We start from the raw sequence: 15,340 nt of genomic DNA on the forward strand, positions 1-15,340 counted from the left end.
CGTCCGGGGCGGGACCCGGCCGGCACCCAGCCGGCGGGATCCCGCCGTCACGGGGTGCGGTCAGCGGGCGGGCTCGGGCTGGTAGGCCCGGACGCTCTCCTCGGACTCCTCGCCGTTGTCGCTGAGGCTGATGACGCCGTAGCTCCAGCCCTTGCGACGGTAGACGGCGGAGGGCTCGCCGGTCTCCTTGTCGACGAAGAGGTAGAAGTCGTGGCCGACCAGCTCCATGTGGTCGACGGCCTCGTCGACGCTCAGCTCGGAGGCCGGGAAGCGCTTGCGCCGGATCTCGACGGGGGTGACCGCGTCGGTGAGGCTCACGCTCTGGTCGAACGCCTCCTGCTCGGCGGTCGCGAGCTCCTCGGCGGTGGTGTAGATGGGCCCGGAACTCGGGACCACGGGCAGGGTTCCCGTGGCCTCGTGAACAGCCGTGGGGCGGTGGGCGCCGCGGTGCACCTTGCGGCGGTCGCGGGCGCGGCGCAGGCGCTCGAGGAGCTTGCTGTAGGCCTCGTCGAAGGCGGCGAACTTGTCGTCGCCGCGGGCCTCGGCCCGCAGGACGGGGCCGCGGCCGGAGACCGTGATCTCCACGCCCATGCCCTGGTGGCCGGGCAGCGCGTGGTCCTTCGTGACCTTGACATCAATGCGCTGGACCTTCTCGCCCAGCTCCTCGAACTTGACGACCTTCTCGGCGGCGTACTCCTTGAACCGCTCCGGTACGGCGACGTTGCGCCCCATGACGTTCAGTTCCATGATGCCCTCCAAATCTCGGGGGTGACGTGGGCGGACAGGGCCGCCCACCCGGGAGGATTGTTGCGTCCCGTGACTCAACGTTAGTGGAATCACACGGGATAAGCACCAGGCCGGGCCGGTCCCGGATCAGCGCTGAGCGGAACCGCGGGAGGACGCACGGCGGCGAGCACCACCGCGCCGACCACCTCGGCACCGCCGGCCCGCAGGGCCCGGGCTGCCTCCCCGAGGGTCGCCCCCGTCGTCAGCACGTCGTCGACGACGACGCACCGCGCGCCGGGCCCCGCGGTGCCCCGCAGGGTCCCGCCGGGACGGCTCCGCCGGCCCGCGGTGCCCAGCCGCTTCTGCGACGGGCCGGTGAGCAGGGCCGGGGTCCCCCGGTGGCGGAGGTCCCGGCGCACGACCGTGCCGGCCGGGAGCACGCCGCGGCGCGCGCAGTCCTCCAGCAGCAGCCGCACGGGGTCGAACCAGCGCCGCCGCAGGGCCGCCGGGCCGGACGGCACGGGGACGAGCAGCACGGGCCCGGGCGGCCAGTCCGGTGCGGCCGTGTGCAGGGCCGTGGCCAGGCAGGCGGCGAGCACGGGGACCAGGTCGGTGCGCCCGGTGCTCTTGAGCGCGAGCAGGCACGTGGCGAGTCCGTGGGCGTAGCGCCCGGCGGCGACGACGGGCAGCGGCGGGTCGAGCAGCGGAGCGGCCGAGGACGCCTCGAAGGGACGGGCGCAGGAACGGCGCAGCACCAGCCGGCAGGCGCGGCACAGCCCCGCCCCCGGGGCGCGGCACACGGCGCACTCCACGGGCAGGAGCACCTCGGCGGCCTCGGACAGCCGGTCGAGGACCCGCGTCGCCGCCCGGTCGAGGGCGCGGCGGCTGGCCGGGGTCGTGGGCATGGGCATGGGCCCATCCTGTCCCGGGCGTGCCGGTCCGGACGGGTCCGGCCCCACGGTCCGGACAGCCGGGCCTGTGGACCGCGGCGGTGTCCGCCGGGCGGTCTCAGCCGGCGAACGCCGTGTCCAGCACGTCCTCGCTCTGCGGCGCCCAGGCGTTGCCGGTGAGCATGTGCAAGGTGCCGCCCGCCACGGCGTAGACGGAGGACGTGCCGTTGCCCCCGCTGAGCCCGGTGAGCCCCACGAGGCCGGGCAGCTCGCGGAAGCGCCCGGACACGTCGTAGACGCGGGGCCGGACGGAGCCCGTGCCGCCGAGCGGGGCCGCGACGAACTCCCGGTCGCTGAGCCACAGGGCCACGTCCACGTCCACGTCCGCCGCGACCCGGGTCGGCTCGTTGAGCCGCCGGGGCGTCCCGTCGGGCTCTCGCACCACGCCGGCCAGCCAGATCTGCGAGACCCCGTCGTCCTCCGTGACGACGAGCGCGCGCGTGCCCCCGCGGGAGACCCGCAGGGAGGTCACGGTCCGTGCCGCGAGCCAGGACGCCTCGACCCGGACCGGCTCCCCGGAGTCCGGGCCCGTGCGCACGGCCCTGGCGGTCCCTGCGGAGTCCGCGGTCCACACCCACCCGTGCTCGTCGAAGCTGGGGCGCGTCAGACCGGTCCCGCTGAAGCGCTCCTCGGGCTCCTGCTCCCGGGCCACGGTCACCAGCGAGCCGGTGCCCGCGTCCACGAACGCGAAGTGCTCGGCGGCGGCGTCCATCGCGGGGCTGGACGGGCGGTGGTCGTCCAGCGGCGGGATCCCGTCGACGCTCTCGGTCTGGCCGCCCTGGTAGAACACCAGCTCGCCGTCGCGCAGCCCCACCTGGCGGGACGGGACGGTGACGTCCTGCACGGGGGCGGTGTCCGTCCACCCCGCGCCCAGCTCCACGGGCGCCCCGTCGACGAGCAGCTCCACGTCGTTGACCGCGGTGAGCGAGCGGAGGCTCAGGGAGAGCTGGTCGTGCATCCGCCGGTTGATCTCGATGTTCGCGGGGTCGAACTCGGGCACGCTGAGCTCCACCGTGGCCGTGCCGTCCCGCACGGGCACCGCCGAGCGCGCCAGCGTGGTCCCGGCCGGGAACGCCGAGGTCACCGCGCCCCGCAGGTACGGCGCCGGGCCGCCGAGCAGGGCCCGCACGATCGACGTCGAGACGGGCACCCGGTCCGGGAACCACCGGGGGTCGACCACGACGTTGGACAGGTCCTCGTCCGCGAAGTACAGGTGGTGGGGCTCGAAGATGTCCTCGAAGTCGGCCGGGGTGAGCGCCGTCGCGTCCGGGGCGTCGGAGATCCGCCACTGGCCGTCCACCTGGACCACGTCGAAGTCGAGGACCTCGGTGGCGCCCGCCGGCTTGCGCTCGATCACGCCGGTGCCGTCGACCACGCTGTCCACCTCGAGGTTCACCCGGTACTCGTTGTCCTCGAGCCGGGGCACGGGCGCGGCGTCGCCGCGGTGCACGAGGGTGCGGGCGTCGGGGTGCCAGGTGCCGGCCAGCTCCGGGGTGAGGTACTCGCGGGCCACGGAGTAGTCGTCGGCCACGCCGGTCCCGGCCGCGAGGAAGCCCCGCACGATCTGCTCCGGCGTCGCCCCCTCGCGGGGCCCGGCCGGCGCGACGTCGTAGCTGGGCTGGACCGCGGACCGGGTGGGCTCGGCGTGCCGGTGCACGGGCCCGGACCGGGGAATGGCTCCGCAGCCGCCGATCGCCACGACCGCGGCCAGGGACAGCGCGGCCGTGCGGGTCAGCCGCCGGGTCCTGCTCATGGGCGGTCCTCCTCGGCGTCGGCCGGCGGCACTGCGGCGGCCGGGGGCGTCCGCTCCGCCGGGGCGGCGGGCGCCAGCGCCAGCGTGCCCGTCCGCGTCACCACCGCCGTCTCCGGGTACGCGTCGGCGTCGGGCGGCAGCCCGAGCGGGCTCTCGTCGTCGGGCAGCAGGCGCCGGGCGCGGGTCCGGGGCAGGGTGAGGCGGAAGCACGCGCCCTCCCCCGGGGCGCCCCAGACGTCGAGCCGGCCGCCGTGCAGCCGCGTGTCCTCGGTGGCGATGGCCAGGCCGAGCCCCGTCCCGCCGGTCGTGCGCGCCCGGGCCGGGTCCGCGCGCCAGAAGCGGTGGAACACCTTGGCGGCCTCCTCCTCGGTCATCCCGATGCCGTGGTCGCGCACCGCCACGGCCGCGGCCACCTCGGAGGCCCCCACGACGATCTCGATGGGCCGCCCCTCCCCGTGCTCGAGAGCGTTGACCACGAGGTTGCGCAGGATCCGCTCGATCCGCCGCTGGTCCCCCTGGACGGTGCAGCGGGACAGCTCCGAGCGCACCCGCACCGTGGAGCCGGAGGAGACGGCCAGCGGGGCGGCGGCCTCCACGACGTCGTGCACCACCGAGAACAGCTCGACGCTGGCCACCTCCAGCCGCGCCGCTCCCGCGTCGAAGCGGGAGATCTCCAGGAGGTCGGCCAGCAGGGAGTCGAAGCGGTCCACCTGGTGGTACAGCAGCTCGGCGGAGCGCCGGTTGACGGGGTCGAAGTCCTCACGGGCGTTGAACAGCACCTCGGCCGCCATCCGCACCGTGGTCAGCGGGGTGCGCAGCTCGTGGGAGACGTCCGAGACGAAGGTCTGCTGCATCGAGGACAGCTGCTCGAGCTGGGTGATCTGCTCCTGCAGGCTGTCCGCCATGCGGTTGAAGGACCGGGCGAGACGCGCGACCTCGTGCGAGCCGCTGACGGGCATCCGCACGCCCAGGTCGCCGTCCGCGAGCTGCTCGGCCACGCGGGCCGTGCTGGAGACGGGGCGGACGACCTCGCGGGTGACGTACCAGACGATGGCGCCCACGAGCAGGAGCAGGACGACCACCGACAGGAGCAGCACGGCGTGCATCGCGTCGAGGGTCCGCTGCGGCTCGGAGAAGTCGTAGACGAGGTAGAGCCCGTAGCGGCTGTTCTGGTAGAGGTCCACCACGGTGCCGACGACGATGACGGGGGCCTCCTCCCCGTTCTCCGTCACCCGGACCGAGGCGGGCTGCCAGAACACGCCGTCCTGCTCCGCGAGCCGCTCCTGCAGCTGCTGCGGCACGGTGCTCGACGTCATCCAGGGGCTCTGGCTCTGCGCCGGGATGAGGGTCTGGCCGCTCGTGAAGTCCATCGGGAGCAGGATCCAGCGCTCCGTCTCCGCGCCGTCGACCGAGAGGGAGCCGAGGGTCGAGGCCACGAGGGCCTGCAGCTCGTCGCGGTCCGAGGCGTCCGAGGCGTCGAAGCTGGCCTGCACCTGCTCGAAGTCGGCGGTGGCGGAGGCGAGGACCTGGCCCAGCCGCTCGGAGAACAGCCGGTCCGCGATCTGGTGGGAGAGGAAGCTGCCCGTCACGAAGAAGGCCAGCGCGGTCAGCGACAGGGACACGGCGATGGCGCGGAACTGCAGGGACTGCCGCCACCGGCGGGCCAGCAGGAGCCGCCCCAGCCGCAGCCGTCGGGTCGCGGCACGGGCCGGCCCGCGGCGCCGGGGGGAGGCGGCGGCGTCCGGCGGGGTCATCGGACGGACGTGCCCGCCTTGTAGCCGACGCCGCGCACGGTGACCACGATCTCGGGGCTCTCCGGGTCCCGCTCGATCTTGGAGCGCAGCCGCTGCACGTGGACGTTGACGAGCCGGGTGTCGGCGGCGTGCTGGTAGCCCCACACGTCGCGGAGCAGCATCTCCCGCGAGAACACCTGGTGCGGGGCGCGCGCCAGCGCGGTGAGCAGGTCGAACTCCAGCGGGGTGAGGCCGATCTCGTGGTCCCCGCGGTGCACGCTGTGCCCGCTCACGTCGATGGTGAGGTCGCCGATCCGCAGCTCCTGCGAGTTGGCGCGCTCGACGGGGCGCAGCCGGGCCTTGACCCGGGCGACGAGCTCGGCGGGCTTGAAGGGCTTGGGCACGTAGTCGTCGGCCCCGGCCTCCAGCCCGCGGACCACGTCGACGGTGTCCGACTTGGCGGTGAGCATGACGACCGGGACGTCCGAGATCGTGCGGATCTCGCGGCAGACCTGGATGCCGTCCTTGCCCGGGAGCATGAGGTCGAGCAGCAGCAGGTCCGGGCGCACGGCCCGGAAGGTGTCCACGGCGGTGGCGCCGTCGTAGCAGAAGACGGGCTCGAAGCCCTCCGCGGTCAGGACGATCCCGATCATCTCCGACAGGGCGGCGTCGTCGTCGACGACCAGTATTCGCGCGTTCATCGCCTCTCCGGTGGTGTGTGGCGGCCCCGCCGGGGCGGGGGCACCGTGGCCCGGGGCGTCCGGGGCGTCGTGGTGGACCGGGGTCCACCTGCATTGTGGCCGATTGCGGCCCGCCCCGCACCTCGGGGCGGAGTGTGTCGGTCCACCAGGTGGGACGGGCTCACGCCTCGGCGGCGGTCCTGGCCAGCGCCGAGGCGGTCCCGGTGACCCGCGCGAGGACGTCGCGCAGCGCGGCGGGGCCCAGGGCGTCGAGTTCCTCGCGCGGTGCGATCCGGACGAGGTCGAGCGCGGCGGCCGTCAGGCCGAGGTCCCGCCAGACGGACCACACGTCCGCGGCGACCGTCCGGGGCGGTCCCCCGGTCAGCGGGACGAGGCCGAGCCACAGCTGCACGCCGTCCTCGACGAGCCCGGCGAGCGGCTCCCAGTCCTGGACGGGGCCGGTCGGGGCGGGCACCTGCACGGCGTCGGCACCGGCCTCCCGGGCGAGCCGGGGCTCGACCCCGGGCGGCAGCCGGAGGGCGACGCCGGCGGCACCGGCCGCGCGGCAGGCCTCGACGACCGCGCCGAGCGATCTCCGGGCCTCCGCGCCGGGGACCGCGCGCAGGGTCCGGTAGCCGCTCATCGTGGGCAGGGCGCCCGCGAGCACCCGGGCGAGCTCCGGCTCGTCCAGCTGGACGAGGACGTCGCGGCCCGGCGCTGCGGCGCGCACCGCCCGGATGTGCTCCCGGACGCCGGAGGCCAGGGAGTCCGCGATGTCGCGGCGGGCGCCGTGGTCCTTGAGCGCTCGCTCCCCGGCGTGCAGGTGGAGCCGGGCGGCCAGGGTGAGCGGGCCGAGGAGCTGGGTCTTGACCGGTGCGTCGTCGGGGCCGCTCTCGGCGCCGATCACGTCCGCCAGCACGTTGACGTCGGCGGCCAGCAGCGCCCGGGCCGACCGGGAGTCCTTGCCCGGCACCCCGGACACGCGCAGACCGTGGGGCTGCTGGTCCGCGTACAGCTCGTCGAGCACCGCGGCCGTGCGGGCCACGGGGTCGGCGGCCGGGCCGCGGGCCGGCAGCAGCGGGAGGAACGAGATGTGCGGGGCCCCGAGCTCGCCCCGCAGCAGCGTGACGGACTCCACGACGTCCGTGCCCGGCATCGCGCCGAGGGCCGTGCCCACGACGCCGGGGACGTCGGGGTCGGTGCGCCGGCGGCCGGGCGGGGCGCTGCGGCTCACGAGGGGTCGTCGTCCTGCCGCCGGTGGTCCTCGGAGAGGGCCACGTGGTGGCGGATGACCTCGCTGATGATGAAGTTCAGGAACTTCTCGGCGAACTCGGGGTCGAGCTGCGCGGACGCCGCGAGCGCCCGGAGCCGGCCGATCTGGGCGGCCTCGCGGTCCGGATCGCCGGCGGGCAGGCCGTGGGTGGCCTTGAGGACGCCGACGCGCTGGGTGGCCTTGAACCGCTCCGCGAGCAGGTGCACCAGGGCGGCGTCGATGTTGTCGATGGTGCCGCGGATGGACCGCAGCTCGTCGAGCACGCGAGGCTCGGCCTGCTCCTGCAGCGAGGACGCGGCGGCGTCGAAGTCCTCGTGGGCCCGGACGTCGGCGGAGGCGTGGGGGTGCGGTGCGCTCATGCCGGCCAGTCTATCGGCCGGGACCGGGCCCGCCGGCGACGTCGGGGCGGGCCAGGGAGTGGGCGCGGTCCACGGTGGCCTGGCCGAGGACCCGGGTGCCCTGGTAGAGCACCACCGACTGGCCGGGGGCGACACCGCGCAGGGGCTCCTCGAGGCGGACCACGAGCTCGGGCTCCGGGCCGCCGTCGGGCCCCTCGACGAGCTCGAGGTGGGCCCGGGCGGGAACGGGGTCCCCGTGCGCCCGGACCTGGGCGAGCACGGGGAACGGGGCCGAGGCGGCGCCGGCGGCGGCCGCCGGGCCCAGCAGCGGCCCCGCCTCGGGCACGGGCGCCCCGGCCCAGGAGGGGCGGATGCCGCGCAGCTCGTCGACGGCCAGCATCGCCTGCGGGCCCACGATCACCTCGTTGGTCTTCGGCCGGATCTCCAGGACGAAGCGCGGCTTCCCGTCGGGGGCCGGGGTGCCGATGCGCAGACCCTTGCGCTGGCCCACGGTGAAGGCGTTGGCGCCGGGGTGGGTGCCGACCACGTTGCCCTCGACGTCCTTGATCCGGCCCTCGCTCATCTCGATGCGCTCCGCGAGCCAGCCGCGGGTGTCGCCGTCGGGGATGAAGCAGATGTCGTGGGAGTCCGGCTTGCTCGCCACGGAAAGACCGCGGCGGGCGGCCTCGGCGCGGACCTCGGCCTTGGAGGGGGTCTCCGCGAGCGGCAGGAGCACGTGCTCGAGCTGCTCGGCGGTGAGCACCCCGAGGACGTAGGACTGGTCCTTGGCCCAGTCCGCGGCGCGGTGTAGCTGCCGGCCGCCGGCGGGGTCCTCGACCACCTTGGCGTAGTGGCCGGTGCAGACGGCGTCGAAGCCCAGGGCGAGGGCCTTCTCGAGCAGGGCGGCGAACTTGATCTTCTCGTTGCAGCGCAGGCAGGGGTTGGGGGTGCGTCCCGCCGCGTACTCCGCCACGAAGTCGTCGACGACGTCGGCCTGGAAGCGCTCGGAGAAGTCCCACACGTAGTACGGGATGCCGAGGACGTCGGCGGCGCGCCACGCGTCGCGGGAGTCCTCGATGGTGCAGCAGCCCCGGGAGCCGGTACGCAGGGTGCCGGGGGTGCGCGAGAGCGCCAGGTGGACGCCCGTCACCTCGTGGCCGGCGTCGACGGCCCGGGCCGCCGCCACGGCCGAGTCGACGCCGCCGCTCATGGCTGCCAGTACTCGCACGGTGAGATCGTCTCCAGGGTTCGGTGGTTCGGTGGTCCGTGTCCTCAACGGGGCGCGGCGGGCCGGTATTCCCCGACCGGACGGGGCACCGCGTGCGGGCGCGTGGTCGGGCCGGGGAGGGGTCAGGCCCGTGCCGCGCCGGAGAGCCCGGCGCGCAGCGCCCGCCGGTGGACCTCGGGCAGCACGGCGAGCAGGGCGTCGACGTCGGCGTCGGTGCTGGTGCGGCCCAGGCTGAAGCGCTGGGCGCCGCGCGCGGTGGCCTCGTCCAGCCCCATGGCCAGCAGCACGGAGGACGCGCGGGGCACCCCGGCGTGGCAGGCGGAGCCCGTGGAGGAGGCGATCCCGGCGCCGTCCAGCAGGAACAGCAGGGAGTCCCCCTCGCACCCCGGGAACGTGAAGTGGGCGTTGCCGGGCAGCCGGGTCCCCGCGTGCTCCCGGTCCTCGGGCCCGCGCAGGACGGCGTCCGGCACGATCCGCCGCACGCCCTCCACCAGCCGGTCGCGCAGGACGGCGAGCCGCTCCGCCTCGGTCTCCCGCTCCGCGGCGGCCTCCCGTGCCGCCACGCCGAAACCGGCGAGCGCGGCGGCGTCGAGGGTGCCCGAGCGCACCGTGCGCTCCTGTCCCCCGCCGTGCTGGACGGGCGACAGTCCCACGGTGCGCCCGGCCACGAGGGCGCCGGCGCCCACCGGCCCGCCCACCTTGTGGGCGGAGACGGCCAGCGTGGTGAGCCCGGGCAGGTGCGCGTCGACGGGCAGGGAGCCGAAGGCCTGCACGGCGTCGCAGTGGAAGGGGATCCCGTGCTCCTCTGCGGTCGCGGCGAGCTCCGCGACGGGCTGGACGGCGCCCACCTCGTTGTTCGCCCACATCACGGTCAGCAGGGCGACGGCGCCCGGGTCCCGGGCCAGCTCCTCACGCACGGCGTCCGGGTCCACCCGCCCGGCCGCGTCGACGGGCAGCCAGACCGCCTCCGCGCCTTCGTGGGCGGCCAGCCACTCGACGGTGTCCGCGACCGCGGCGTGCTCCACGGCGGAGGCGAGGACGCGGCGGCGGCGGGGGTCCTGCGCGCGCCGGTGCCGGTACAGGCCCTGGACGCCCAGGTTGTCGGCCTCGGTGCCGCCGGAGGTGAAGACCACCTCGACGGGCTCCGCGCCGAGGGCCGCGGCGACCTCCTCGCGGGCCAGCTCGACGACGGCGCGCGCCGCGCGGCCGGGCCGGTGCAGGGAGGACGGGTTGCCGCCGCGCGCCAGCTGCTCGGCGACCGCGGCGAGCGCGGAGGGCCGGAGCGGCGCGGTGGCGGCGTGGTCGAGGTAGACGGGCTCGTGCGGCACGGACGCCAGTCTAGGGCCCCGGCCGGGGCGGGCGCCCGGCGTCCGTAGACTGGCGGTCATGCTCCGCATCCTCTTCCACACCCCCGAGATCCCGGGCAACACCGGCAACGCGATCCGGCTCGCCGCGGTCACCGGGGCCGAGCTGCACCTCGTGGAGCCGCTGGGCTTCGACTTCGGCTCCGCGCACCTGCGCCGGGCCGGGCTGGACTACCACGACCTCGCGGTGCTGACCGTCCACCCGGACCTGGAGGCGGCCTGGGCCGCCCTGGCCCCCGAGCGCGTCTGGGCGTTCACCACCGACGGCGAGATCGCGCACACGGAGGTGGCCTACCGTCCCGGGGACGTGCTGCTGTTCGGGCCGGAGTCGGTGGGCCTGCCCGCCGCGGTGAAGGCGGACCCGCACGTCACCGCGCGGGTCCGCATCCCCATGCTCCCGGCCCGCCGGTCCCTGAACCTCGCCAACTCGGCGTCCATCGCCGTCTACGAGGCGTGGCGCCAGCTGGGCTTCGCGGGCGCCGGGCGGTAGCCCCTCGGGGCACGGCGCCGCCGCCGGGCCCCGCTGCCCGTGGGGCACGGCCCCACGCCGCTCACCGCTGCTCGTCGGCGTCGCCGACCGTCACCTCCACGGTGCGCTCCTCGCCGTCCCGCACGAACGTCATCGTCCCGGTGCCGCCGGCGGGCAGTTCGCGCACGGCCGCTGTCAGGGAGCTCGCGTCCTGGATGCGGTGCCCGTTGAACTCGGTGATGACGTCGTCCACCTCGAGCCCGGCGTCGTCGGCCGGTGAGCCGGGGACGACCTCCTGCACCGCGGCGCCGTCGGAGAACGCGCGGCTCCGGCCCTCCGCGCCCGGTGCGGCGCTCACGCTCGTGCCGAGGTAGCCGTGGGTGGCCCGGCCGCTCTCGATGATCTCCTCGGCCACCCGCTTCGCGGTGTCGACCGGGATCGAGAAGCCCACGCCGATGTTGCCGGCCTCGGTGCCGGAGCCGGCGGAGGCGATGGCCACGTTGATCCCGATCACCTCGCCGTCCGTGTTGATCAGGGGCCCGCCCGAGTTGCCCGGGTTGATGGCGGCGTCGGTCTGGATCACGTTGAGGAACACCGACGGCGAGGACCCCTGCGAGCGGCCGCCGGGGCCGCCGTCCTCGTCCGGGAAGTTGAAGAAGAAGTCGTTGCCGTTGCCCTGCTCGTCGCCCTCGCCCTCCGAGGGCGTGCTCGGCGCGGCGGAGGAGGCCACCGTGATCGTCCGGTTCAGGGTGGAGACGATCCCGTCGGTCACCGTGCCCGCGAGGCCCAGCGGCGCGCCGATGGCGATGGCCCGGTCCCCCACGTTGACGTCGGCCAGGGAGCCCAGGGCCGCCGGGGTCAGACCCTGGGCGTCGACCTTCAGCACCGCGAGGTCGGACAGCGGGTCCGTGCCGACCACCTCCGCGGGCAGCACCCTGCCGTCGTCGAGCTGCACCTCGAGGGAGGGGCTGCTCGTGTTGCCGTCGAGGGTCACCACGTGCGTGTTGGTGAGAATGTGCCCCGCGTCGTCGATGATCACACCGGACCCTGAGCCGTTCTGACCGCCGCCGGACGCGGAGATCGTCACCACGGACGGGGACGCCTTCACGGCCGCGGCGGTGACCGCGTTCACCTCGTCCTGGTCGTTGACGATGATCGAGCTGGACCCCGGCCCGCCCGCGGCCGGCGCCGCACCGCCACCGTCCAGCAGGGCGTCCGTCCCCACCGCCGCCCCGGCCCCGACCAGCGCGGCCAGGACCATGCCCGTCACGAGCGAGCCCCCGGAGAAGCGGCGCCGCTGCCGGCGGCCGGCGGCCTCGGACCCGCCGTCCCAGGGCCGCTGGCCGGCGGGATCCCCGCCGCCCTGCCACGCCCCGGGATACGGGCCCGCGTCCTGGCCTCCGGGCCGCATCCCGTAGACGGGACGGGTGTCCTGCGCGGGACCGGGCGTCCACGGATCCGCGGCAGAACGGCCGCCGACCCGCGGAAGGGGCTGCGTGAGCTGCGGATCGGTGCCGTCACGGGGGTCGCGGGGCTCGGACATGGGGGCTCCTCCTGGACAGGGACGGGCCCGGCCGGTCCCGGTGCGGACCGGGCGGCGCGGGCGGCTCTGTCCACCAGTATCCACGCCCGCACTGAGACGGGGCTGAGAGACCTGGGCGCCGGCAGGATGCCGCCCGGACGGCGCCCGTGCCCGCGCCGGACGCGGTGCGACAGGTCATCAGCCGCCTTGTGGTTTCGCCCTGCGCGTAGGCCCCGCGCCGGTCGTTCCGCCGCGGCGGGCCCGTCCTAGAATCAGGAGCACCGACCACGTGAGGGAGATCATGCACTGGCGCCCCATTGCCCGACGGACCGCCGCCGGCTGCGGCCTGACGCTCGCCCTGCTCGTACCCGTGGGTGCTGCCGTCGCCCAGCCGCCCGTCGACGTGCCCCCCGGTGAGCGGATCGTCGACGAGTCCGGGGTCCTGGAGGACCCCGCGGCGCTCGCCGAGGACGTGCGCCAGCTCGCCACCCAGGAGGGCATCACCCTGACCGCGGTGTTCGTCGACTCCTTCACGAACCCCTCGGACCCCGACGCGTGGCTGCAGGAGTTCGCCGAGCTCAACGATCTCGGCAGCTCGGACGCGGTGCTGGTCGTCGCCACGGAGGACCGCCAGCAGCGCTTCTCCGCGTACTCGACCGGCCCCCTCAGCGCCGAGCAGCAGGAGCGCATCAACCGGCAGCACATCACGCCGGCGCTCGCCGCCGACGACTGGGACGGCGCGGTCGCGGGCGCCGTCGAGGGCATCGAGACGGAGCTCTCCGGGGCTCCTGCGGGGACCCAGGACAGCTCCGACGGGGGCGGCGCGGGCTTCGGCCTGCTCGGCCTCGGCGCGCTCGGCCTGGGCGGGCTCGCCGTCTACGGCATGGCCGCCCGCAACAAGAAGCGCCGGCAGCAGGGTCCCGCCCCGCACGGCGGGCCCACCGGCGGGGGCGGGCCCCAGGGACCCGGCCGCCCGCACCCGGCCGTCCCGGTCCCGGAGCTGCGCAAGCGGGCCGGGGAGCTGCTCGTGTCCACGGACAACGCCATCCAGCACTCCGAGCAGGAGCTGGCCTTCGCGCAGCTGCAGTACGGGGACGAGCAGGTCGAGCCGTTCCGCCGGGCCATCCAGGACGCCAAGAAGCACATGCAGGCCTCCTTCGCCCTCCAGCAGCAGCTCGAGGACCACATCCCCGACACCGAGGAGCAGCAGCGGGCCTGGCTCGGGGAGATCATCGCCCGCTCCCAGGACGCCCAGCGCCCGCTCCAGGAGCACCAGGAGGCCTTCAGCTCCCTGCGCCGGCTGGAGTCCCGGGCCCCGGAGGCCCTCGAGGACGTCCGGCGCCAGGCCGAGGCCGTGCGCCCCCGCTTCTCGACGGCCGACGCCCGGCTGCGGGAGCTGACCGCCCGCTACCACGAGACCGCGCTCGCCCCCGTCAAGGACAACATCGACCAGGCCCGGGACCGGCTCGACTTCGTGGACACCGCCGTGCAGGAGGCCCGCACCGACCTCGCCGCCGGGCGCACGAGCGACGCCGTGCTGGACATCCGCGCCGCCGAGGAGGGCGTGGGGCAGGCCGGGGGCCTGCTCGACGCCGTGGAGCACGCGGCCACCGAGCTGGCCCACGCCGAGGAGTCCCTCAAGGACGCCGTGACCATCGCCCAGCGGGACGTCGCGGAGGCGGAGGCCCTCGTCCGGCGCGGCTCGAACCCGGAGCTCGCGGGAGCGGTCGCCGGCGTCGGCGCCGTCCTGCGCACGGTCGAGGAGCAGATGCGCGCGGGCCGGATCGATCCGCTCGGTCTGAGCCGGCGCCTCGCGGTGGCCAAGGACGAGCTCGACAAGGGTCTCGCCTCGGTGCGCTCCCAGAACGACCGGGACCGCTCGGCGCGGGAGACCCTCGCCCACACCCTCGTCTCCGCGCAGGCCCAGCTCAGCTCGGCCAGCGAGTACATCTGGGCCCGGCGCGGCGGTGTCGGTCCCGAGGCGCGCACGCGTCTCGCGGAGGCGGAGCGCTACCTCGAGGCCGCCCAGCAGGCGCGGCGGTCGGACCCCTCGGAGGCGCTGACCTACGCCAACGAGGCCGTCCGCCTCGCCGGCGAGGCCCAGTACATCGCGCAGCGGGACGTCGACTCCTTCTCCTACGGCGGCTTCGGCACGCCCGTGGGCATGGGCGGACACCGGGGCCGCTCCAACAGCGGCCTGGGCGGCGCCATGCTCGGCGGCATCCTGCTGGGCTCGATCCTCAACGGCGGCGGCGGCTTCGGCGGCGGCGGCGGCGGAGGCGGTGGCTTCGGCGGCAGCTTCGGCGGCGGGTTCGGCGGCGGAGGCGGAGGCTTCGGCGGCGGCATCGGGGGCAGCTTCTGATCCCGGCCGCCGGGCCCCCGCCGCCCCGTGGAACCCGCCCGACCCGACACCCCCGGCCGGTCCAGCACCTCCGGCCGGGACAGGAACCCTGACCGACCCACGATCCCGGGAGACCCTCCCGGGAAGCACCAGAGGAGAGAAGGAACCATGATCAAGCAGTCCATCTTCGGCCGCATCGCCCAGCTGGCGAAGGCCAACATCAACGCCATGATCGACGCCGCCGAGGACCCGCAGCGCATGCTGGACCAGATGGTGCGCGACTACACCGAGAACATCCGCGAGGCGGAGGCCGCCGTCGCCCAGACCATCGGCAGCCTGCGCCTGCTGGAGCAGGACCACGCCGAGGATGTGCGCGAGGCCCAGGAGTGGGGCAACAAGGCCCTCGCCGCCTCGAACAAGGCCGAGGAGTACCGCGGGGCCGGCAGGTCCTCCGAGGCCGAGAAGTTCGACAACCTCGCCAAGGTGGCGCTCCAGCGCCAGATCCAGTACGAGACGGAGGCGCGGGGCGCCGAGCCGCAGATCCAGTCCCAGACCGAGGTCGTGGAGAAGCTCAAGGACGGGCTGAACAAGATGCGGGGCAAGCTCCAGGAGCTGTCCAACAAGCGGGACGAGCTCAACGCCCGGCAGAAGACGGTGCAGGCGCAGTCGCAGGTGCAGGACGCGCTGAAGGCCTTCGACGTGCTCGACCCGACGAGCGAGGTGTCGCGCTTCGAGGACAAGATCCGCCGCGAGGAGGCCCGCGTCCTGGGACAGCAGGAGCTCGCCGCGTCCTCCCTGGACGCGCAGTTCGAGTCCCTCGAGTCCCTCGGCCAGCAGTCGGAGATCGAGGCGCGGCTCGCCGCGCTGAAGTCCAGGAACGCAGAGCGGATCGTCTCCTCCGAGGAGGTCTGACCCGCTCCGTCCCCGGAGGGCGCAGGAGCCCCCACGGCCGCGGCCGTGGGG

The 15,340-nt window shown here is 75.4% G+C and carries 13 protein-coding genes; 3 read left to right on the top strand and 10 right to left on the bottom strand.

Annotated elements, in window-relative coordinates; genetic code table 11:
* Positions 1-60: 60 nt before the first annotated feature.
* From hpf to ACFU0Y_RS11625, 9 genes are all read right to left on the bottom strand, one after another.
* The gene (gene hpf / locus ACFU0Y_RS11585) at positions 61-747 is read right to left on the bottom strand and encodes a ribosome hibernation-promoting factor, HPF/YfiA family (RefSeq protein ID WP_380214661.1); all 687 of its coding nucleotides are present in this window, start codon (positions 745-747) and stop codon (positions 61-63) included.
* Between the two features lie 89 nt (positions 748-836).
* Complete coding sequence (locus ACFU0Y_RS11590; RefSeq protein ID WP_380214662.1) at positions 837-1,637, bottom strand: ComF family protein; 801 nt, start codon at positions 1,635-1,637, stop codon at positions 837-839.
* Between the two features lie 97 nt (positions 1,638-1,734).
* Positions 1,735-3,429 (bottom strand): LpqB family beta-propeller domain-containing protein, encoded by a 1,695-nt coding sequence (locus tag ACFU0Y_RS11595; RefSeq protein WP_380214664.1) that lies wholly within the window; start codon positions 3,427-3,429, stop codon positions 1,735-1,737.
* The gene (mtrB, locus tag ACFU0Y_RS11600) at positions 3,426-5,183 is read right to left on the bottom strand and encodes an MtrAB system histidine kinase MtrB (protein WP_380214665.1); all 1,758 of its coding nucleotides are present in this window, start codon (positions 5,181-5,183) and stop codon (positions 3,426-3,428) included. Before mtrB ends, ACFU0Y_RS11595 begins: the two co-directional genes overlap by 4 nt.
* Positions 5,180-5,863 carry an MtrAB system response regulator MtrA gene (mtrA, locus tag ACFU0Y_RS11605; protein WP_380214666.1) on the bottom strand — a complete coding sequence of 228 codons (684 nt, stop codon included), beginning with the start codon at positions 5,861-5,863 and terminating at the stop codon, positions 5,180-5,182. Before mtrA ends, mtrB begins: the two co-directional genes overlap by 4 nt.
* A 160-nt stretch (positions 5,864-6,023) precedes the next feature.
* Positions 6,024-7,076: a hypothetical protein gene (locus ACFU0Y_RS11610; protein WP_380214667.1), complete on the bottom strand. Its 1,053-nt coding sequence runs from the start codon at positions 7,074-7,076 to the stop codon at positions 6,024-6,026.
* Positions 7,073-7,474 (bottom strand): chorismate mutase, encoded by a 402-nt coding sequence (locus tag ACFU0Y_RS11615; protein ID WP_380214668.1) that lies wholly within the window; start codon positions 7,472-7,474, stop codon positions 7,073-7,075. Before ACFU0Y_RS11615 ends, ACFU0Y_RS11610 begins: the two co-directional genes overlap by 4 nt.
* A 10-nt stretch (positions 7,475-7,484) precedes the next feature.
* Positions 7,485-8,681, bottom strand: coding sequence for a tRNA 2-thiouridine(34) synthase MnmA (mnmA, locus tag ACFU0Y_RS11620; RefSeq protein ID WP_380214669.1), 1,197 nt, complete (start codon positions 8,679-8,681; stop codon positions 7,485-7,487).
* 122 nt (positions 8,682-8,803) lie between these two features.
* Positions 8,804-10,009: a cysteine desulfurase family protein gene (locus ACFU0Y_RS11625; RefSeq protein WP_380214670.1), complete on the bottom strand. Its 1,206-nt coding sequence runs from the start codon at positions 10,007-10,009 to the stop codon at positions 8,804-8,806.
* Between the two features lie 58 nt (positions 10,010-10,067).
* Between ACFU0Y_RS11625 and ACFU0Y_RS11630 the strand changes: the two genes are divergently transcribed.
* Positions 10,068-10,535 carry a tRNA (cytidine(34)-2'-O)-methyltransferase gene (locus ACFU0Y_RS11630; RefSeq protein ID WP_380214671.1) on the top strand — a complete coding sequence of 156 codons (468 nt, stop codon included), beginning with the start codon at positions 10,068-10,070 and terminating at the stop codon, positions 10,533-10,535.
* A gap of 61 nt (positions 10,536-10,596) precedes the next feature.
* Here the strand turns inward: ACFU0Y_RS11630 and ACFU0Y_RS11635 are convergent, their stop codons facing one another.
* Positions 10,597-12,057, bottom strand: a complete 1,461-nt coding sequence (locus ACFU0Y_RS11635) for a S1C family serine protease (protein ID WP_380214672.1) — start codon at positions 12,055-12,057, stop codon at positions 10,597-10,599.
* 268 nt (positions 12,058-12,325) lie between these two features.
* On the opposite strand from ACFU0Y_RS11635, the gene ACFU0Y_RS11640 reads away from it, so the two are divergent.
* Together ACFU0Y_RS11640 and ACFU0Y_RS11645 are read left to right on the top strand one after the other, a co-directional pair.
* Positions 12,326-14,398, top strand: coding sequence for a TPM domain-containing protein (locus tag ACFU0Y_RS11640; RefSeq protein ID WP_380214673.1), 2,073 nt, complete (start codon positions 12,326-12,328; stop codon positions 14,396-14,398).
* A 147-nt stretch (positions 14,399-14,545) separates the two neighbouring features.
* Positions 14,546-15,289: a PspA/IM30 family protein gene (locus ACFU0Y_RS11645; protein WP_380214674.1), complete on the top strand. Its 744-nt coding sequence runs from the start codon at positions 14,546-14,548 to the stop codon at positions 15,287-15,289.
* Positions 15,290-15,340: the final 51 nt, after the last annotated feature.

The organism is Kocuria sp. NPDC057446, assembly GCF_042802875.1.
Lineage (GTDB): Bacteria > Actinomycetota > Actinomycetes > Actinomycetales > Micrococcaceae > Kocuria.

Excerpts from the sequence above, each read along its gene's own strand:
- hpf (WP_380214661.1), bottom strand. The coding sequence starts at position 747 with ATGGAACTGAACGTCATGGGGCGCAACGTCGCCGTACCGGAGCGGTTC.
- ACFU0Y_RS11590 (WP_380214662.1), bottom strand. The coding sequence starts at position 1,637 with ATGCCCATGCCCACGACCCCGGCCAGCCGCCGCGCCCTCGACCGGGCG.
- ACFU0Y_RS11595 (WP_380214664.1), bottom strand. The coding sequence starts at position 3,429 with ATGAGCAGGACCCGGCGGCTGACCCGCACGGCCGCGCTGTCCCTGGCC.
- mtrB (WP_380214665.1), bottom strand. The coding sequence starts at position 5,183 with ATGACCCCGCCGGACGCCGCCGCCTCCCCCCGGCGCCGCGGGCCGGCC.
- mtrA (WP_380214666.1), bottom strand. The coding sequence starts at position 5,863 with ATGAACGCGCGAATACTGGTCGTCGACGACGACGCCGCCCTGTCGGAG.
- ACFU0Y_RS11615 (WP_380214668.1), bottom strand. The coding sequence starts at position 7,474 with ATGAGCGCACCGCACCCCCACGCCTCCGCCGACGTCCGGGCCCACGAG.
- ACFU0Y_RS11630 (WP_380214671.1), top strand. The coding sequence starts at position 10,068 with ATGCTCCGCATCCTCTTCCACACCCCCGAGATCCCGGGCAACACCGGC.
- ACFU0Y_RS11635 (WP_380214672.1), bottom strand. The coding sequence starts at position 12,057 with ATGTCCGAGCCCCGCGACCCCCGTGACGGCACCGATCCGCAGCTCACG.
- ACFU0Y_RS11645 (WP_380214674.1), top strand. The coding sequence starts at position 14,546 with ATGATCAAGCAGTCCATCTTCGGCCGCATCGCCCAGCTGGCGAAGGCC.